Annotated in this window: 16 protein-coding genes; 9 read left to right on the plus strand and 7 right to left on the minus strand. The window is 64.3% G+C overall.

What is annotated here, in order from left to right:
• Position 1: 1 nt before the first annotated feature.
• Both ABIC09_RS25200 and ABIC09_RS25205 read left to right on the plus strand, forming a co-directional pair.
• A complete protein-coding gene (locus tag ABIC09_RS25200) occupies positions 2-1,192 on the plus strand; it encodes an acetate/propionate family kinase (RefSeq protein WP_354110949.1) in 1,191 nt (396 codons plus the stop codon).
• A gap of 213 nt (positions 1,193-1,405) precedes the next feature.
• On the plus strand, positions 1,406-1,738 hold the full coding sequence (locus tag ABIC09_RS25205) for a GIY-YIG nuclease family protein (protein ID WP_354033643.1): 333 nt from the start codon (positions 1,406-1,408) through the stop codon (positions 1,736-1,738).
• 23 nt (positions 1,739-1,761) lie between these two features.
• On the opposite strand, the gene ABIC09_RS25210 is transcribed toward ABIC09_RS25205, so the two are convergent.
• Entirely contained in the window at positions 1,762-2,601 is an 840-nt protein-coding gene (locus ABIC09_RS25210) for an RMD1 family protein (RefSeq protein WP_354110950.1), read from the minus strand.
• Positions 2,602-2,905: 304 nt separating this feature from the next.
• On the opposite strand from ABIC09_RS25210, the gene ABIC09_RS25215 reads away from it, so the two are divergent.
• Complete coding sequence (locus tag ABIC09_RS25215) at positions 2,906-3,481, plus strand: glycosyltransferase family protein (protein ID WP_354110951.1); 576 nt, start codon at positions 2,906-2,908, stop codon at positions 3,479-3,481.
• A gap of 61 nt (positions 3,482-3,542) precedes the next feature.
• Positions 3,543-4,472 (plus strand): bifunctional helix-turn-helix transcriptional regulator/GNAT family N-acetyltransferase, encoded by a 930-nt coding sequence (locus tag ABIC09_RS25220; protein ID WP_354110952.1) that lies wholly within the window; start codon positions 3,543-3,545, stop codon positions 4,470-4,472.
• Between the two features lie 208 nt (positions 4,473-4,680).
• Here the strand turns inward: ABIC09_RS25220 and moaB are convergent, their stop codons facing one another.
• The gene (gene moaB / locus ABIC09_RS25225; protein WP_354110953.1) at positions 4,681-5,244 is read right to left on the minus strand and encodes a molybdenum cofactor biosynthesis protein B; all 564 of its coding nucleotides are present in this window, start codon (positions 5,242-5,244) and stop codon (positions 4,681-4,683) included.
• A 161-nt stretch (positions 5,245-5,405) separates the two neighbouring features.
• Entirely contained in the window at positions 5,406-6,353 is a 948-nt protein-coding gene (gene ypfJ, locus ABIC09_RS25230) for a KPN_02809 family neutral zinc metallopeptidase (protein WP_354110954.1), read from the minus strand.
• A gap of 415 nt (positions 6,354-6,768) precedes the next feature.
• Between ypfJ and ABIC09_RS25235 the strand changes: the two genes are divergently transcribed.
• A complete protein-coding gene (locus ABIC09_RS25235) occupies positions 6,769-7,899 on the plus strand; it encodes a site-specific DNA-methyltransferase (RefSeq protein WP_354033648.1) in 1,131 nt (376 codons plus the stop codon).
• Positions 7,900-8,234: 335 nt separating this feature from the next.
• Entirely contained in the window at positions 8,235-8,915 is a 681-nt protein-coding gene (locus ABIC09_RS25240) for a glutathione S-transferase family protein (RefSeq protein ID WP_354110955.1), read from the plus strand.
• Between the two features lie 52 nt (positions 8,916-8,967).
• Here the strand turns inward: ABIC09_RS25240 and ABIC09_RS25245 are convergent, their stop codons facing one another.
• Both ABIC09_RS25245 and ABIC09_RS25250 read right to left on the minus strand, forming a co-directional pair.
• Positions 8,968-10,977, minus strand: coding sequence for a methyl-accepting chemotaxis protein (locus ABIC09_RS25245; protein WP_354110956.1), 2,010 nt, complete (start codon positions 10,975-10,977; stop codon positions 8,968-8,970).
• A 296-nt stretch (positions 10,978-11,273) separates the two neighbouring features.
• A complete protein-coding gene (locus ABIC09_RS25250) occupies positions 11,274-11,717 on the minus strand; it encodes a nuclear transport factor 2 family protein (protein ID WP_354110957.1) in 444 nt (147 codons plus the stop codon).
• Between the two features lie 91 nt (positions 11,718-11,808).
• On the opposite strand from ABIC09_RS25250, the gene ABIC09_RS25255 reads away from it, so the two are divergent.
• Together ABIC09_RS25255 and ABIC09_RS25260 are read left to right on the plus strand one after the other, a co-directional pair.
• Positions 11,809-12,723: a LysR family transcriptional regulator gene (locus ABIC09_RS25255; RefSeq protein ID WP_148750069.1), complete on the plus strand. Its 915-nt coding sequence runs from the start codon at positions 11,809-11,811 to the stop codon at positions 12,721-12,723.
• Between the two features lie 91 nt (positions 12,724-12,814).
• Complete coding sequence (locus ABIC09_RS25260) at positions 12,815-13,513, plus strand: FkbM family methyltransferase (protein WP_354110958.1); 699 nt, start codon at positions 12,815-12,817, stop codon at positions 13,511-13,513.
• 55 nt (positions 13,514-13,568) lie between these two features.
• Here ABIC09_RS25260 and ABIC09_RS25265 read toward each other — a convergent pair whose 3' ends face one another.
• Complete coding sequence (locus ABIC09_RS25265; RefSeq protein WP_354033654.1) at positions 13,569-14,189, minus strand: glutathione S-transferase family protein; 621 nt, start codon at positions 14,187-14,189, stop codon at positions 13,569-13,571.
• Positions 14,190-14,316: 127 nt separating this feature from the next.
• Here ABIC09_RS25265 and ABIC09_RS25270 point away from each other — a divergent pair, with 127 nt between their 5' ends.
• Positions 14,317-15,597 carry a flavin-dependent oxidoreductase gene (locus tag ABIC09_RS25270; RefSeq protein ID WP_354110959.1) on the plus strand — a complete coding sequence of 427 codons (1,281 nt, stop codon included), beginning with the start codon at positions 14,317-14,319 and terminating at the stop codon, positions 15,595-15,597.
• Positions 15,598-15,800: 203 nt separating this feature from the next.
• Here ABIC09_RS25270 and ABIC09_RS25275 read toward each other — a convergent pair whose 3' ends face one another.
• Positions 15,801-16,229 (minus strand): PaaI family thioesterase, encoded by a 429-nt coding sequence (locus tag ABIC09_RS25275; RefSeq protein ID WP_148750077.1) that lies wholly within the window; start codon positions 16,227-16,229, stop codon positions 15,801-15,803.
• Positions 16,230-16,240 lie beyond the last annotated feature (11 nt).

Raw genomic sequence — 16,240 nt, forward strand, 5'->3', positions numbered from 1 at the left:
CATGTCCGACACGGTCTTCGTCCTCAACGCCGGCTCGTCGAGCATCAAGTTCGGCCTGTTCGAGATCTCGGGCCGCGAACCGGCCGTGCTCTGCAAGGGCCTGCTCGACGAGCACGAGGCCAAGCCCAGGCTTGTGGCAAGGAGCCCATCGGGCGAGACGCTGTTCGAGACGCAGAGGGAAACGTCGGACGCGGATGGCGGCCATCTGTTCGCCGATGTGCTCGGCTTCGTCGAGGACCACTTTGGCCACGACCGCTTGCGCGCCGTGGGTCACCGGATCGTCCATGGCGGGCCGGATTATTCCGGCCCGGTTGCGCTGACGGACGACGTCTATGCGAGGCTGGAAGCACTCACGCCATTGGCGCCGCTGCATCAGCCCAATTGTCTGGCACCGGTCCGCGCCATCAGGGCGCTCCGTCCCGCACTGACGCAGATCGCCTGCTTCGACACCGCCTTCCATCACGGCCTGACGCCGCCCGCGAGCCGCTTCGCCATTCCGCGGCGCTACGAGGCGCAGGGCCTCCGGCGCTACGGCTTTCACGGTCTCTCATTCGAATATATCGCGGGGCGGCTCGCCGTGATCGCGCCCGAGCTTGCAGCCAGACGCACCGTCGTCGCCCATCTCGGCAATGGCGCGAGCCTCTGCGCCTTGCGCGACGGCCGCAGCGTCGACACCACGATGGGGCTGACGCCGCTCGACGGCCTGGTCATGGGCACGCGCTGCGGCACCATCGATCCCGGCGTGCTGCTCTACATGTTGCAGCAGGAAACGATGACGGTCGAGGATTTGCAGCACCTGCTCTATCACGAGTCCGGCCTGCTCGGCGTTTCCGGCATCTCCGCGGATATGCGGACGCTGCTGACGAGCGGCGAGGCTTCGGCGCGCGAGGCGGTCGATCTCTTCGCCTTCCGTGCGGCACAGGAGGTGACGGTGATGGCGAACACGCTTGAAGGACTGGAGTGCCTCGTTTTCACCGGCGGCATCGGCGAGCACGCCAAGCAAATCCGCAGCGCCATTGGCGAGCGGCTCGCCTGGCTCGGCGTGCGCATCGATGCCGTGGCGAATGATGCCGCGCGCGAGCGCATCAATGCCGGCGACAGCGCCGTGGATGTGCTCGTCATCCCGACCAACGAGGAACTGACGATCGCACGGCACTGCGCCGCGGTGCTGCAGCGGGGCCGCCTCCCTTGAGAAAGCATGGGAGGTTGTGGCCATCCTTCGAGACGCCCGCTTGGCGGGCTCCTCAGGATGAGGTCGAGTATGTGGCACCAACAGGTTTTAATCGATGGACAGTCGTCCGATAGCCAAGAGTCTTTTCGGCACTTGCACCAAAACACGCATGCCGGTTAGCCTCATCCTGAGGAGCGCGCCCTTGCGCGCGTCTCGAAGGATGGGGCGGGCACGATGACAGAAGGCGCATACCTCTACATTCTCAAATGTGCCGATGGCAGCTACTACATCGGGACGACGCGAACCGAGCTTGAGCTCCGGATTGCGCAGCACAACGCCGGCACGTTCGCCGGCTACACAAGGTCGCGCAGACCCGTGACCCTCGTCTTCTCGCAATGGTTCGACAGGGTGACCGACGCGATCGAATGCGAACGCAAACTCAAGAAATGGAGTCGCGCCAAGAAGGAAGCTTTCATGCGCGGCGACTTTGCCGAGCTCCATGAATTGGCGAAGCGCGGACCTCATCATCCTTCGAGACGCCCGCCTATTGCGGGCTCCTCAGGATGAGGGCTGAACTCGCGGCTTTCAGCTCAATGAACCCCGGTATAGATCTGGAAACACCCGATCGCGACCTCGATCACGATCAGCACCACCACCGCGATCTCGAGGCGCAGCGAGCGCTGGGTGTCGATGATGTCGGTCAGCGCATCGGCGGTCTCCGCGACCACCGTGAGCTTGCGCTCGAGCGTGTCGAGACGCTCCTTCAGCTCGTACTCGTCTTCGAGACGCGCATAGAGCCGGTCGAGCTGCGGCTTTTCCCAGAGCGCATCGGGTTTTTCGGCAACCGCGACGCGGCCGGCGACGCGCTGCTGGACCAGCAGCGCGTTGCCGATGAGCTGCAGGATGCCCTTGCGCGGCCGCGACGTACGGCCTTTCTCGGCGAGCTCGCGTGCAAAAGGCTCGATGACGTCGAAGACCGCAGCGACGCGACGCTCGTCGCGCGCCAGCGACGTGCTCTTGGCGAGCGCGTCCGCGATCAGCAGCAGCCGCTCGTCGGAAAATTTCGAGAGGCAGATCGGCCCGCCGGGCTGGATCGCCTCGGCGTTTTCGTCGTGACAGAGCTGCGCCTGCGCGGTCTCCTCCTCATAGGGGCTGAGCTCGCCGGTCACGCGCGACTTGAGACCGTCGATGAGGACCTTCTCCTCCGATGGCAACAGCCCGATCAGCACCACGACGCCGTAGCGGAAGATCACGGCCAGGCCGCCATGGACCCGGAAGGCAGCCGGCGTCGAGGATACCAGCGTGCCGATCTCGAGCCCCGACGGATTGATGCGTTCGCCCAGCATCACGGCGCGGATCCGCAAGGTCGGCGCGGCCTCCGGCTTCGGCAATGGCGGCGTCGCGCCAATGGGAAGTTGATCGGCGTTCATTGGACACATCTCGCTTTGCGCAATGGCGATTGCTCGTTTTTCCCGTCGGCACGGGAACAGCGCCGTTTCCCCGACGATATCGGCGGAGAAAAGCCTCGTTTGAAGGTCACGAGACCGAAAATCGCCGAAACATTCGGCAATTTGACCACCCGTGCACGACATATTCGGCCGGGACGGGCGCACGCCGGTTTACCATCGCACGCCGAACGGCTTGCGAAAAGTTGCACTCGGCAGCGCAGCATGTTTATGACAACATCATAACGCGTTGCGCTTCTCCCGAATTGCGGACATCGAAGTCTCAATCATGCTGAGCGTCATCATTCCGACCGAAGGCGTCGAGCAGACCGCGGTCGCAACACTGGCCGCGCTGGTCCCCGGTGCCGCGGCAGGCATCATCAAGGAAGTCCTGCTGGTCGACGGCACACGCAACGGCGTCATCGAGCGCGTTGCCGACGTCGCCGGCTGTCGCTTCGTCGGCTGCGAGGGATCTTCGCAAGGCGCAGCGCTGGCCGCCGGCGCGCTCCAGGCGCGTTCGCCCTGGCTGATGTTCCTCCCTGCCGGCGCGGTGCTGGACACCGGCTGGATCGAGGAGACCACCCAATTCATCCAGGCCGTCGCGGCCAGTGGCCGGGATCGTGCGGCCGTGTTCCGCTACGCCCGTTCGCCTTACGCCGATACCGGCTTCCGCGACGTCCTGTGGTCCGTCGCTCGCAAGGTGGTCGGCCCCCTCGGCGATCAGGGGCTTTTGATCGCGCGCGATCATTACGACCGGATCGGCGGCTATCCGCCCCAGGCCCGCCGGTCCGAGGCGCGGCTACTGCGGCGGCTCGGCCGCTCCTCCCGGACAATGTTGCGCAGCCGGATCGTCATGGTCGCTTGAGGCACCCGATACTTGCCAAAGTCAATTAATTATTTGACAATGGCAATTATTGAGGTGTCCCATGCCAATTAACGGTACCGACGACCAGATCGCAGCGGTTCGCGCCTTCAACCGCTTCTATACCCGCAAGCTCGGCGTGCTCGACCAGCACCTGGGAGATAGCCCGTTCTCGCTCAGCGAGGCTCGCGTGCTCTATGAGCTCGCGCATCGCGACGACCTCGCGGCAAAAGAGATCGGAAACGAGCTCGGCCTTGACGCCGGCTACCTCAGCCGCATCGTCCAGAGCTTTGACGAAAAGGGGCTGATCACGCGGAAGCCCCTGCCGGCAGATCGCCGGCAATACCAGCTCTGCCTCACCGCCAAGGGCCGCCAGAGCTTCGCCAAGCTGAACCTGAGCTCGCAAAACGAGGTTGCCGCAATGCTGGCGCAGCTTTCGGCCGGCGATGCAACGCGGCTAACGCAGGCGATGGCGACCATTCAGGCCGTGCTGGAGCAACGTCAAAGCCAGCCCGCGTCCGTCGTGCTGCGCAGCCACCGCGTCGGTGACATGGGCTGGGTCATCTCCAAGCAAGCCGCCGCTTATGCCGCGGACTACAACTGGGATATCAGCTATGAGGCGCTGGTTGCCGAGATCTGCGCTCAGTTCATCAAGAATTACGACGCCGCGCGCGAGCATTGCTGGATCGCGGAAGTCGATGGCGAGCCGGTCGGCTCGATCTTTCTGGTCAAGGCCACGGACGAGATCGCCAAGCTCCGCCTGTTGCAGGTGGAGAAGAAAGCCCGTGGGCTCGGCGTCGGCCATGCGCTTGTGGAGCAATGCATCCAGGGCGCGCGCGAGCGGGGCTACAGCCGGATGACGCTGTGGACGCAAAGCATTCTGGTCGCCGCACGCAGCATCTATCAGAGCACCGGCTTCAAGCTCGTGAAGGAAGAGAAGCACCATAGCTTCGGTGCCGATCTGGTCGGCGAGACCTGGGAACGGGATCTGTAGCTGCGCGATGCGCATGAATGCGCCCTCGCCCCTTGTTGTGGGAGAGGGCAGCGACGCCGGCGGACACAGGCCCACTTGGGGGTATCTCTCCGCGAGTCTGGAATCGTAGGGTGGGCAAAGGCGCGTTAGCGCCGTGCCCACCGATCCAGCATCGCGATAGAAGTGGTGGGCACGCTTCGCTTTGCCCACCCTACGATACTGTCCCCGCCTACGCAGTCGCGCCCTGCGCCTTTGGCCTGCGCAGGTGCTCGTCCAGCCGCGGCATGATCTCGACGAAATTGCAGGGGCGCGTGCGGTAGTCGAGTTGAGCAGCGAGGATGCCGTCCCAACCGTCGCGGCAGGCGCCGGGCGAGCCTGGCAGGCAGAAGATGTAGGTTGCGCCCGCAACGCCCGCGGTGGCGCGGCTCTGGATAGTCGACGCGCCGATCTTGGCGTGGCTCAGCATGTGGAAGGCGATCGAGAAACCATCCATGCGCTTCTCGAGCAGCGGCTCGATCGCCTCCGGCGTGACGTCGCGCCCGGTAAAACCTGTGCCGCCGGTGGTGATGACGACGTCGACGCCGGCGTCTGCGACCCAGCGCCGGATCACGGCGCGGATGGCCTCGACGTCATCGGTGACGATCTCGCGCGCGGCGAGATGATGGCCGGCTGCCGTGAGACGGTCGACAAGCGTCTGGCCGGACTTGTCATCGGCGAGCGCGCGCGTGTCGGAGACGGTGAGCACCGCGATGTTGAGCGGGATGAACTGTTTGGTTTCGTCGATGGAGGCCATTGCTCATTCCTCTCGTGTCCCGGACGCGCTGCGGCGTGAAACGCTGCTGCGCAGAGCCGGGACCCATTTTGAGACTTGAGTAACCGGCAATTTGGGCCCCGGCTCTGCAGCGCACCGCTGAAAAAAGCGCTGCGCTGCGTCCGGGGCACGGGCACCTGTGCCTACGGCCCGCCGCCGCCGAAGGTGTTACAGGCCTGCAGCGTGCCCTGCTGATAGCCGGTCATAAACCACTGCTTGCGCTGCGCGGCCGAGCCGTGGGTGAAGGAATCAGGCACGACGCGCCCGGTGGCCTGACGCTGCAGCGTATCGTCGCCGATCGCGCTCGCCGTGGTCAGCGCGGCGTCGATGTCGCCGGATTCGAGGAAGTTCGGGCGCTTCTTCGCCTCGCGATTGACCCAGACGCCGGACAGACAGTCGGCCTGCAATTCGACCTTCACCTGGAGCGCATTGGCCTCGGCCTTGCTGCCGGCCTGCTGCTGCAGTCGCGTCACCTTCGGGATGATGCCGAGCAGGTTCTGGATGTGATGGCCGGCTTCATGCGCGATGATATAGGCGGTGGTGAAATTGCACGCGGACTTGCCGGAGCAGCCGCGGAAGCGTGTCTCGACCTCTCGGAAGAAACCGGTGTCGAGGAAGATGGTGCGGTCCGGCGGGCAGTAGAACGGACCCATCGCCGACTCCGCCCGGCCGCAACGGCCGCCATTGGTGGCGTTGCGGAACAGCACGACCTTCGGGCCGGTGTAGGACTGGCCGCTGGCCTGGAAGATCTCGCTCCAGCGATCGTCGATCTCGCCGAGGATGCCGGAGATCATGCTGCCCATCTCGTCGGTCGGCGCGCCGCGCTTGGCCTGACTCGAGGGACGGTCGCTCTGGTAGCTCGGCGCCTGGCCGCCACCCGTGAGGATCTCGGCGCCGCCGATCAGGATGCGCGGATCGATGCCGAAGGCATAGCCGACCAGGCCAAGCACGATGATGGTGCCGATGCCGAGGCCGCCACCGCCCATCGGCAGGCCGAATCCGCCGCCTCCTCCACCGCCGCCAAATCCTCCACCACCATCGTCGCGACGATCCTCGACGTCGTCGCTGCGGCGGAAATCATCGTAGCGCATGGCGGGCTTCCCTCAGGTCGGCGATTGCAGGGCGTGGGCACGCGGGAAACGCGAAACCCTCACCGCGCCACAGACGTAGAATTTCCATTGCGTTAATCAATATCCCGCTCGGCAATTATTGCCTAGTGCGACAGCGTGCGACGCCAGCAATTTTTTCCGAGGGCCAAGCATTTTTTTCCGAGAGAAATTTGGAGTCTTTTGCAGCTTCAGCCACTCCCGCAACGCGAAGAAACGCGAAACACACTGCAAAACACGGCAAATATCCGCAACGACTCGCGCGCGACGCGCGATGCGGGGTCTGCTCACGAAAGCGGCGGGTTAAGTCGATTTTTACTTTGCCGCTTCATTGTAACGGTCAGTCGGTTGTTTGGTCCCGCGTCGCCGACAGCGTCGCCTGAGTCAGAGTTCTTGAGTCATGGTAGTGTCGCGTCGCGGGGCGTCTGCAAGGGCGCCCCGCACAAATTTTGAGTCCGCCTCGCACAGCATCGTCCTCGGCGATTGCGTCGCCGAGATGTCGAAGCTTCAGGCTGGTTCGGTCGACCTCGTGTTCGCCGATCCGCCCTACAATCTCCAGCTCAAGGGCGATCTCAAGCGCCCCGACGAATCCCATGTCGATGCCGTCAATGACGACTGGGACAAGTTCGATTCATTCTCCGCCTATGACGATTTCACCCGCGCCTGGCTGCTGGCCGCGCGCCGCGCGATGAAGCCGTCGGCGACGATCTGGGTGATCGGCTCCTATCACAACATCTTCCGCGTCGGCGCGATCATGCAGGACCTCGGCTTCTGGCTCCTGAACGACATCGTCTGGCGCAAGACCAACCCGATGCCGAATTTCCGCGGCCGCCGCTTCACCAACGCGCACGAGACCATGATCTGGGCCGCGCGCGATGAGAAGGCCAAGGGCTATACCTTCAACTACGAAACACTGAAGGCCGCCAACGAGGACGTCCAGGCACGTTCCGACTGGCTGATCCCGCTCTGCACCGGCGAGGAGCGCCTCAAGGGTGCCGACGGCAAGAAAGTGCATCCGACGCAGAAGCCGGAAGGCCTGCTCGCGCGCGTGCTGCTATCGTCGTCGAAGCCCGGCGATCTCGTGATCGATCCCTTCAACGGCACCGGCACCACCGGCGCCGTCGCCAAGCGCCTCGGCCGCTCCTATATCGGCTTCGAGCGCGACAAGACCTACGCGAAGGCGGCTGCCGCGCGCATCGCCGCGGTCGAGCCGCTGCCGGAAGAGAGCCTCGCCCCGTTCATGACCGCGCGCGAAGCACCTCGCGTGGCGTTCTCCGAGCTGATCGAGCGCGGCATGATCATGCCCGGCACAAAACTGTTCGACGCCAAGAAGAAGCTTGGCGCGCTGGTCCGTGCCGACGGCGCCATCATGTTCGGCGACAAGGTCGGCTCGATCCACCGTATGGGCGCGGTGGCGCAGGGCGCGCAGGCCTGCAACGGCTGGACCTTCTGGCACGTCGAGACCAAGAAGGGTCTCAAGCTGATCGACGAGCTCCGCGCCGAGATCCGCGCCGGCATGGCGGCGGAATAGCCGAGCCCTTGGTCATTCCGGGGCTCGCGAAGCGAGAACCCGGAATCCATCGAACCACGTCACAAGCCGCGTGATGGATTCCGGGCTCGCGCCAAGAGGCGCGCCCCGGAATGACGGCCGCGGTTGTCGGGGCGACCGTGGTCCCTACGACGGCGATCCGCCTTTGTTACGCCGGCTGGTCTGCGCGGCGCGCAGATGCCGCACGGCAATCTCGCCGGTTGCACCCCCTGACGGAATTCAGGCAAGAGAAAGCCGCCGCGCGGCAATGATGCTGCGTCCGCTCTCAGCCACCAAAGCTTGCACCAACCCTTGCGCCAAAACTTGGGAGACGCCCGATGCTCAAATTCTATTTCAACGGATCGCCGAACCCGACCAAGGTCGCGCTCTTGCTCGAAGAGACTGGCCTGGCCTACGAGCCCGTGAAGATCGACACCCGCACGGGCGAGCAGTTCACACCGGACTATCTGAAGATCAATCCGAACGCCAAGGTGCCGGCGATCGACGACAATGGCACGATCGTGTTCGACTCGAACGCCATCCTGCTCTATCTCGCCGAGAAGACCGGAAAGTTCCTGCCCGCGAACCGCGCCGAACTGCTGTCCTGGCTGATGTTCGTGGCCACCGGCGTCGGGCCGTATTCGGGCCAGGCCGTGCACTTCAAGCATTTTGCGCCGAAGGACCAGAACCACGACTACGCCCACAACCGCTACCAGTACGAGACCGATCGCCACTACAAGATTCTCGACGGTCGCCTCAAAGGCCGCCGCTACATGGTCGGCGACGATTATTCGATCGTCGACATGGCGCTGTGGGGCTGGGCGCGGATGGTGCCGTTCAAGCTCGGCGACGACGCCTTTGCGCGCTACCCGAACGTGAAGCGACTGATCGACGAGATCTCGGCGCGCCCCGCGGCAGCGCGCGCGATCGCGCTGAAGGACAAGTTCACCTTCAAGGCCGAGATGGACGACGAGGCGCGCCGCAACATGTTCGGGCATATGACGACGAAAGTGGCCTGATTACAGCTTGCCACGATGAAAGGCCACGCGCATGCGCGTGGCCTTTTGCTTGTTAGGCGGCGTGGACCGAGCCCAGGAACCTGGCGACTTCCTGCTTCAGCCGGTTGCTGTCGGCCGACAGCGAGCGCGCCGCCGAGAGCACCTGCGAGGACGCCGAGCCGGTGTCGGAGGCGCCGCGCTGGACATCGCCGATATTGGTCGAGACGCGCTGGGTGCCGTGCGCGGCCTGCTGGACGTTGCGGGAGATCTCTTGCGTGGCCGCGCCCTGCTGTTCCACGGCGGCGGCAACCGTCGAGGAGATTTCCGACAGCCGCTCGATGGTGCCGCTGATCTCCCTGATGGAGCCGGCCGATTCTTCCGTCGCGGCCTGGATGCCGGAGACCTGCTGGGCGATCTCGCCGGTGGCCTTTGCGGTCTGCTCGGCCAGCGCCTTGACCTCGGAAGCGACCACGGCAAAGCCGCGGCCGGCTTCGCCCGCGCGCGCCGCCTCGATGGTGGCGTTCAGCGCCAGCAGATTGGTCTGGCCGGCGATGGTGCTGATCAGCTCGACCACGTCGCCAATGCGGGCAGCCGCCTTGGAGAGCTCGCTGACGCGGGCGTTGGTCCTGGTCGCCTGCCCGACCGCCTCGCTAGCGATGCGGGCGGATTCCTGGACCTGACGCGCGATCTCGGAAACCGAGGAGGACAGCTCTTCGGTGGCGGACGCGACGGCCTGGACGTTGGCGCTGGCTTCCTGCGAGGCGGAGGCGACTTCCGTCGACAGATCCTGGGCGCGGGTCGCGGTCGCCGTCAGCGTGCCGGCGGAGGCCTCGAGCTCGCTCGAGGCCGACGACACGGTATCGACGATCTCGCCGACGGCCTGCTCGAACCGGTCGGCGAGCCGGACCATGTCCTTCTTGCGATCCTCGGCCTGCCGCGCCTCGGTCTCGGTCTGCTCGTGGCGCATGCGCTCGGTGTCGATCATGTTGTCCTTGAACACCTGGATCGCCTTGGCCATGTCGCCGATCTCGTCGGCCTTGCCGCGCGAGGGGATCTCGACCTCGATATCGCCGCCGGCGAGCAGGCCCATCGCCCGCGTCATCGCGGTCAGCGGCCCGACGATGCTGCGGGCGATCAGGACGGCGACGATCAAGCCAAGGAGAGTGGCAATACCGCCCGCGATCGCCTGCACGGATGTCGTGCCGTCGATCACGGCTTCGGCCTGGCTGCGCGAGTCCTTGTAGTCCTTCTTGAGGGCGGTCTCGGCGACCTTGAGCTTGGCGATGCTGTCGACGATGAGGGGCGCGAGGCTCTTGTGGTAGATCTCGTCGGCCTGGAGCATCGCGGCCGACGTGGTCTCGAATGCGGATTTGTAGATTCCGAGCGAGGACTTCACCGGCGCGAGCGTGGCGCGCAATTCGCTCGCCTGCGGGCTCTTTTCGAGCGCGGCGAGCCGTTGCGAAGCCCTGTCCACATTGGTTCTGAAATTGGCGGGCCCCTTGGTGTCGCGCAGCGCCAGGAAGCGCCAGTTTGCGATCTGAACGAGCAGCAGCCGGGATTCGAGGTCTGCGACGAGCGAGGCGGTGTCCTCGTCGACGGCCGCGCGCGCCACGTCGACCAGCTTGTTCATCTTGACGGTCAGCTCGTCGCCACTTGGCAGCAGCGTCGCCTTGCCGGTCCGCGCCTCGTTGACGGCGTCGCCGAGATTGTCGCGCAGGCTTTTCATCTTCGCAATATCGGCGATCAGATCGTTGTAGAGCTTGCGCCGCGCCTCGGAGAGCGTGCCCTTGGCGCCGACCTGCAACAGCTCGGTCGCCGCGGTCTCCCGCTCGGACGCCTCCCGCATCGCGGTCTCATTGGCGTCGTAGATGTAGCGCAGATTGGCGCGCTGGATCGCCTGGAGATGGGTCGATATCTCCAGGACCCGCGCCGTGCTGTCCGAAAATGCCGAGGCCTTTGCGACCTGGTCCTGCACCGACCGCAAATTCCAGATGGCCACCACCGCCATCACGAGACCAACCACGACCAGCGCCATGAAGCCGGCATAGAGACGGCCCCTGATCCGCAAACGAAAGCTCGGCATTCCCAGTGTCCACCCGGAAGCATGTGAATTCAGGCGGACGCACAACTCCGGCGATCGTCACGGCCACCCCAGCAGCCGCGCGTCACCTCATAGGCGACTCGCGCTGCACCGCGACACAATGCGGGACACTTCTTAATTGAACCTTCTAATTTTTCGCGCATCTCTCCAAAGCCCCGCACAAAACCTGCTGATATTAGCGGCATCTGCGCAAGGTTTTGGCGCACGGCCCGCAAGCGTATGCAGATCGCTGCAAAGGGCGCGGCGACGGACGTTTGTCAGGCCGTCGCCTGCTGCAATCAGCTCGCGGCCCTCGCACCCGTTTGCGGAAACGGGCCCAACGCCTTCTCGGTCAGGACCGAGTCACAGTACTCCCGGATCTCCTTGATCTTGCCGCCCTCGAGCCGAAACACCAGGCAATAATCATTGTCGTAGCGCACGCCCTCGGGCGTGACATTGTCGCCCTTGGCCTCCACCACGACGATGTCGCCATCGGCGATGAAGCGCTCGGCGACCGTGCGCGTCCGGTCACGCAGGCGGGTGCGCACATAGCCATGCAAATCATTCATGATCGCATCCTTGCCGGAGAAGGTGCGCGACCAGGAATACTGGCCGGTGACGATCCATCTGGCGTCGTCGGCAAGGCTTGCGGCGAATAGCGCGCGGTCGCACACCGCCGGATCGGGGTTGGCGGCGGCGGCGAAAATATCCTGCATCAGTTTCTTGTTGGCGCTCGCGCTCATGGCGGCATCTCCGTTTGGTGACAACAGGGAGAGCATCGCTGCCCGACGGCAATTCTTCAAATCGATAGTGAATATGATATCTATTCACCTCATGAATTTGAATTCGCTCGACCTCAATCTATTGACCGCGCTCGACGCGCTGCTGCGCGAGGCCAATGTCAGCCGGGCAGCCATGCGCATCGGCCTGTCGCAGCCGGCCACCAGCCACGCGCTGCAACGCCTGCGCGATATCTTTGGCGACCCGCTGCTGGTGCGCACCGGCGCGCGGATGGAGCTGACGCCGCGAGCACAAGCGCTGCGCGCGCCGCTTGTGCAGGCGCTGGACCAGGTGCGCGGGCTGTTCGTGCCGGATGAATTCGACGCAGCGCGCAGCGAGCGGCCATTCCGCCTGATGATGCCGGACCTCGCGGTCGAGCTGCTGATGCCGCCCCTGATGGAGAAGGTGACGCGCCTTGCGCCCAACGTCCGCATCGACGTCGTGCCGTGGCGGGGTCCGGCGATCTTCCACGCCGAGTTCGCCCGCACCATCGATCTCGTGATCTCGATCGGCAACGCCTTCAAGGGTTTTCACCGCCAATTGCTCTACACCGACAGCGACGCGCTGGCGGTGCGCCGCGGCCATCCCATGGCCGCAAAGCTGAAGCGGCGCGAGACGTTCCTCGCCGCACGCCATGTCGGCGTGATCATCCGCGGCAACAGCGAGGATCTGATCGACACATGGCTCCGCACCAAAGGCATCGAGCGGCACATCTCGCTGGTGGTGTCGGGCTATCTCGAAGCGCTGCACGTGGCCGCGCGCACCGACCTCGTCGCGTTCGTGCCGCGCCGGCTGATCGCGGCGCTGTCAAAACAGCTCGCTCTCGTCACGGTGACGCCGCCGCTCGATCCCGGGATCGACGAGCAGTTCATGTTCTATCCGACGCGGGCCCAGATGGATCCGGGGTCGATCTGGCTGCGGCGGCTGATGCTGGAGACGGGACGGGAGTTGGAGAGACACAAGCGATAAGCACCACAGCGGCGTCGCAGGGCGCTCGACTTGAAACGGGGCCCCTGTGCCTTTAATGAGCCAGCCACAGGAACCGAAGGGGATCGAGAGCATGCTGGACCCGCACCAACCACTTGGATGGTTGATCCGTCTTCCGTTCAAGCTGGTTTCGCCATCGTCGATCATGCCGGTGCTAACCGGACCGAACCGAGGCCTGAAATGGGTCGCCGGAGCCGGCAACCAGAGTTGCTGGCTCGGAACATATGAACGCGATCATGCCAAGGCGATCGCGGCCCGGGTGAAACCAGGCATGACGGTTTTTGATGTCGGCGCACACGCCGGATATTACACCTTGATGCTATCCAGGCGCGTTGGACCGCAAGGCCGTGTTCTTGCGTTCGAAGCAAACCCCGCCAACGCGACAAAGCTCCGCAAACATCTGGATATCAACAACATCAAGAATGCCGAAGTGATCGAGGCTGCGGTCACCGACAGGGCGGGAGAGACCTTTTTTCACACCAACGAGAGTGCCAGCGAATACGGTTACATGGGGAAGATTTCAGGATCGGGCACGCCGGTCAGGACGGTCCGCCTCGACGACTTTCCGACCCCGGACCTGATCAAGATCGACATCGAGGGCGCCGAGACGCTGGCTCTCACGGGTGCGACGCGGCTCTTGTCCGAGCACAAGAGCACGATCTTCCTCGCCCTGCACGACGGCGCCTTCGAACAGGCGCCGTCCATTTTGAAACAGCATGGCTATCGGATCGAGCCGGCTGGAGAGCGTGAACTATGGGCCACTCCGACCTAGCCTCGTAAGGCCGGTCAGCCGCGCTGCTATCGCCGAGCCTGCGACCCTCGAGACCTCACGCCTTCTGCGCGTCCATCACCTTGCGCACGGCGGGGCGGTCCGACATGCGCTTGAAGTGATCGGCGATCTTTGGCGTGGCATTGATGTCGACGCTGTCGCCCTCAAGCCAGTGCGAGAGCGTGTGGAGGTAGGGATCGCAGATCGTGAACTGGTCGCCCATCACCCAGGGGCCTTTGAACATCTTCTGCTCGATCAAGGCGAAGCAGGCTCCCATGGTCTTCGGGACCATCGCCTTCATGTCGGCGAACGAGCTCTCCTGCGTCGCCCAGCGCGCGCCGCGCACCTTGTGGGCATGGTTGATGTGCGCGGTCGAGCAGAGATAGGAGTTGAACGACTGCACCTGGGCAAAGTCGAAGGGATCGTCGAGCGGTGCGAGCTTCGCCTTGGGGAAGGTCTGCGCGATATAGGCCAGCATCGCAGGCGTCTCGGTGAGGACGCCGCGATCGGTCACCAGCGCCGGCACGCGGCCCTTCGGGTTGATCGCGAGATAATCCGGGCTGTTCTGCTGATTATCCTTGAAGCTCAGCCGTTCAGCCGTGTAGTCGGCGCCGGCCTCCTCCAGGGTCATGTAGGTGGCGAGCGCGCAGGTGCCGGTGGCGTAGTAGAGCTTGAGCATGTCGGACCTCATGGGAGATTTGGAAACTAGCGGCTGTCGTCCCTCAGGTCTATAGCACGACATTCTCTTCGCAGTTGCCCACATCCGCCCGCCTGTGCCAAGACGCCCGCACCTGGAGGGGTTTGTCATGACGGTACTCATCGCCGGTGGCGGCATCGGCGGGCTGACGCTTGCGCTCAGCCTGCACGGAATCGGCGTTCCCGTGAAAGTGTTCGAGAGCGTCGCGGAACTGAAGCCGCTCGGCGTCGGCATCAACGTGCTGCCGCATGCGGTGCGCGAGCTGATCGAGCTCGGGCTGATGGACAAGCTCGATGCCAGCGGCGTGCGCACTCGCGAGCTCGCTTATTTCTCCAAGCACGGCAAGCCGATCTGGAGCGAACCGCGCGGGCTGGAAGCCGGCTACAAATGGCCGCAGTTCTCGATCCATCGCGGTACCCTCCAGCAACTCCTGCTCGACACCGCAATCGCGCGGCTCGGCCGCGACAACATTTTGACCAGCCATCATCTGGCCGGCTGGACCGAGACGGCCGCCAACGGCGTCCGCGCCGAGTTCATCGACAGAGCTACCGGCAAACCGGCCGGGACTTACGAAGGTGCCATCATAATCGCCGCCGACGGGATCCATTCCGCCGCGCGAGAAAAGCTCTATCCGCATGAAGGCGCGCCGATCTGGAACGGCCGCATTCTCTGGCGCGGCGTGACGCCATCAAAGGCCTTCTTGACCGGCCGCACCATGATCATGGCCGGCCACGAGATCCTGAAATTCGTCTGCTATCCGATCTCGAAAGAACCGGATGCGGCGGGCAATCATCTGATCAACTGGGTCGCCGAGCGCCATATGCCGCCGACCTATCAGTGGCGGCGCGAAGACTATAACCGCACCGCGCGGCTGGAAGAGTTCTTGCCATGGTTCGAAAGCTGGCAGTTCGACTGGCTCGACGTGCCCGGCTTGATTAAAAACTGCCCGCACGCCTACGAATATCCGCTGGTGGATCGCGATCCCGTGTCGCAATGGACTTTCGGCAAGGTCACGCTGATGGGCGATGCCGCACACCCGATGTACCCGATCGGCTCGAACGGCGCCTCGCAGTCGATCCTCGATGCCCGCACCATCACCCGCGAGATTTTGGCCCATGGCCCGACGCAAGCCGCGCTGCTCGCCTATGAAGCCGAGCGGCGGCCTGCGACCACCGACCTCGTGCTGCTCAACCGCAAGAATGGCCCCGAGCAGGTGATGCAGCTCGTCGAGGAACGCGCGCCGGATGGCTACAAGGTTGTCACGGACGTGCTGTCGCAAAAGGAGCTGGAAGACATCGCCGCGAACTACAAGCGCGTTGCGGGCTTCCAGGTCGAGGCGCTGAACGCGAAGCCGCCGATCGTGAGCGGAGACGCGCGGGCGACGATATGAATTTTCGCACGAAGCGAGATGCGCATTGATGCGCCCTCGCCCCTTGTGGGAGAGGGCCGCGACGCCGGTGGACGCGGACTCACTTGGGCGAGGGGTATCTCTCCGCGCGTTCACTTCACACAATAGAATTCGCGGATAGATACCCCTCATCCGGCGCTTTGCGCCACCTTCTCCCACAAGGGGAGAAGGGGTATCGCATGCCGTCAGACTATTTTTCCGACCACCCTCGCCGCCTCCAGCAACCGTTCGCTCGCGCTCGCCGTCGCCAGCACCGTGCCATCCTCCGCCATCAGCTTGGCCTCGACGAACGCTATCGTCTTGCCGAGCTGCGTCACCGTTGCCTCGGCAATGATCGGCCCGGGCTTTGCGGGACTCAGAAAATTCACGGTCATGCTGATCGTGGTGGTGTAGAGCCGACCTTCGCTCATCACGAGGACCGCCGGGCCCATGGTGTCGTCGAGCATGGCGGAGAGCAGGCCGCCCTGGATGAAGCCGGCAGGATTGCAGAACTCAGGCTTGCCCTCGAAGCCGAGCTTGATCCATCCGTCCGCTGGACGGGCATCGAGCAGCCGCCATCCCAACAGCTCGGCGCAGGGCGGCCTCTTGAAGTTGTCGAGCGCGGTCTTGACCATGCGAACCTCCG

This window comes from Bradyrhizobium sp. S3.12.5, assembly GCF_040548225.1.
In the GTDB taxonomy this organism is placed as follows: domain Bacteria; phylum Pseudomonadota; class Alphaproteobacteria; order Rhizobiales; family Xanthobacteraceae; genus Bradyrhizobium; species Bradyrhizobium cytisi.

Excerpts from the sequence above, each read along its gene's own strand:
- ABIC09_RS25200 (WP_354110949.1), top strand. The coding sequence starts at position 2 with ATGTCCGACACGGTCTTCGTCCTCAACGCCGGCTCGTCGAGCATCAAG.
- ABIC09_RS25220 (WP_354110952.1), top strand. The coding sequence starts at position 3,543 with ATGCCAATTAACGGTACCGACGACCAGATCGCAGCGGTTCGCGCCTTC.
- ABIC09_RS25210 (WP_354110950.1), bottom strand. The coding sequence starts at position 2,601 with ATGAACGCCGATCAACTTCCCATTGGCGCGACGCCGCCATTGCCGAAG.
- ABIC09_RS25235 (WP_354033648.1), top strand. The coding sequence starts at position 6,769 with ATGGTAGTGTCGCGTCGCGGGGCGTCTGCAAGGGCGCCCCGCACAAAT.
- ypfJ (WP_354110954.1), bottom strand. The coding sequence starts at position 6,353 with ATGCGCTACGATGATTTCCGCCGCAGCGACGACGTCGAGGATCGTCGC.
- ABIC09_RS25270 (WP_354110959.1), top strand. The coding sequence starts at position 14,317 with ATGACGGTACTCATCGCCGGTGGCGGCATCGGCGGGCTGACGCTTGCG.
- ABIC09_RS25260 (WP_354110958.1), top strand. The coding sequence starts at position 12,815 with ATGCTGGACCCGCACCAACCACTTGGATGGTTGATCCGTCTTCCGTTC.
- ABIC09_RS25275 (WP_148750077.1), bottom strand. The coding sequence starts at position 16,229 with ATGGTCAAGACCGCGCTCGACAACTTCAAGAGGCCGCCCTGCGCCGAG.
- ABIC09_RS25205 (WP_354033643.1), top strand. The coding sequence starts at position 1,406 with ATGACAGAAGGCGCATACCTCTACATTCTCAAATGTGCCGATGGCAGC.
- ABIC09_RS25215 (WP_354110951.1), top strand. The coding sequence starts at position 2,906 with ATGCTGAGCGTCATCATTCCGACCGAAGGCGTCGAGCAGACCGCGGTC.
- ABIC09_RS25265 (WP_354033654.1), bottom strand. The coding sequence starts at position 14,189 with ATGCTCAAGCTCTACTACGCCACCGGCACCTGCGCGCTCGCCACCTAC.
- ABIC09_RS25255 (WP_148750069.1), top strand. The coding sequence starts at position 11,809 with ATGAATTTGAATTCGCTCGACCTCAATCTATTGACCGCGCTCGACGCG.
- ABIC09_RS25250 (WP_354110957.1), bottom strand. The coding sequence starts at position 11,717 with ATGAGCGCGAGCGCCAACAAGAAACTGATGCAGGATATTTTCGCCGCC.
- moaB (WP_354110953.1), bottom strand. The coding sequence starts at position 5,244 with ATGGCCTCCATCGACGAAACCAAACAGTTCATCCCGCTCAACATCGCG.
- ABIC09_RS25245 (WP_354110956.1), bottom strand. The coding sequence starts at position 10,977 with ATGCCGAGCTTTCGTTTGCGGATCAGGGGCCGTCTCTATGCCGGCTTC.
- ABIC09_RS25240 (WP_354110955.1), top strand. The coding sequence starts at position 8,235 with ATGCTCAAATTCTATTTCAACGGATCGCCGAACCCGACCAAGGTCGCG.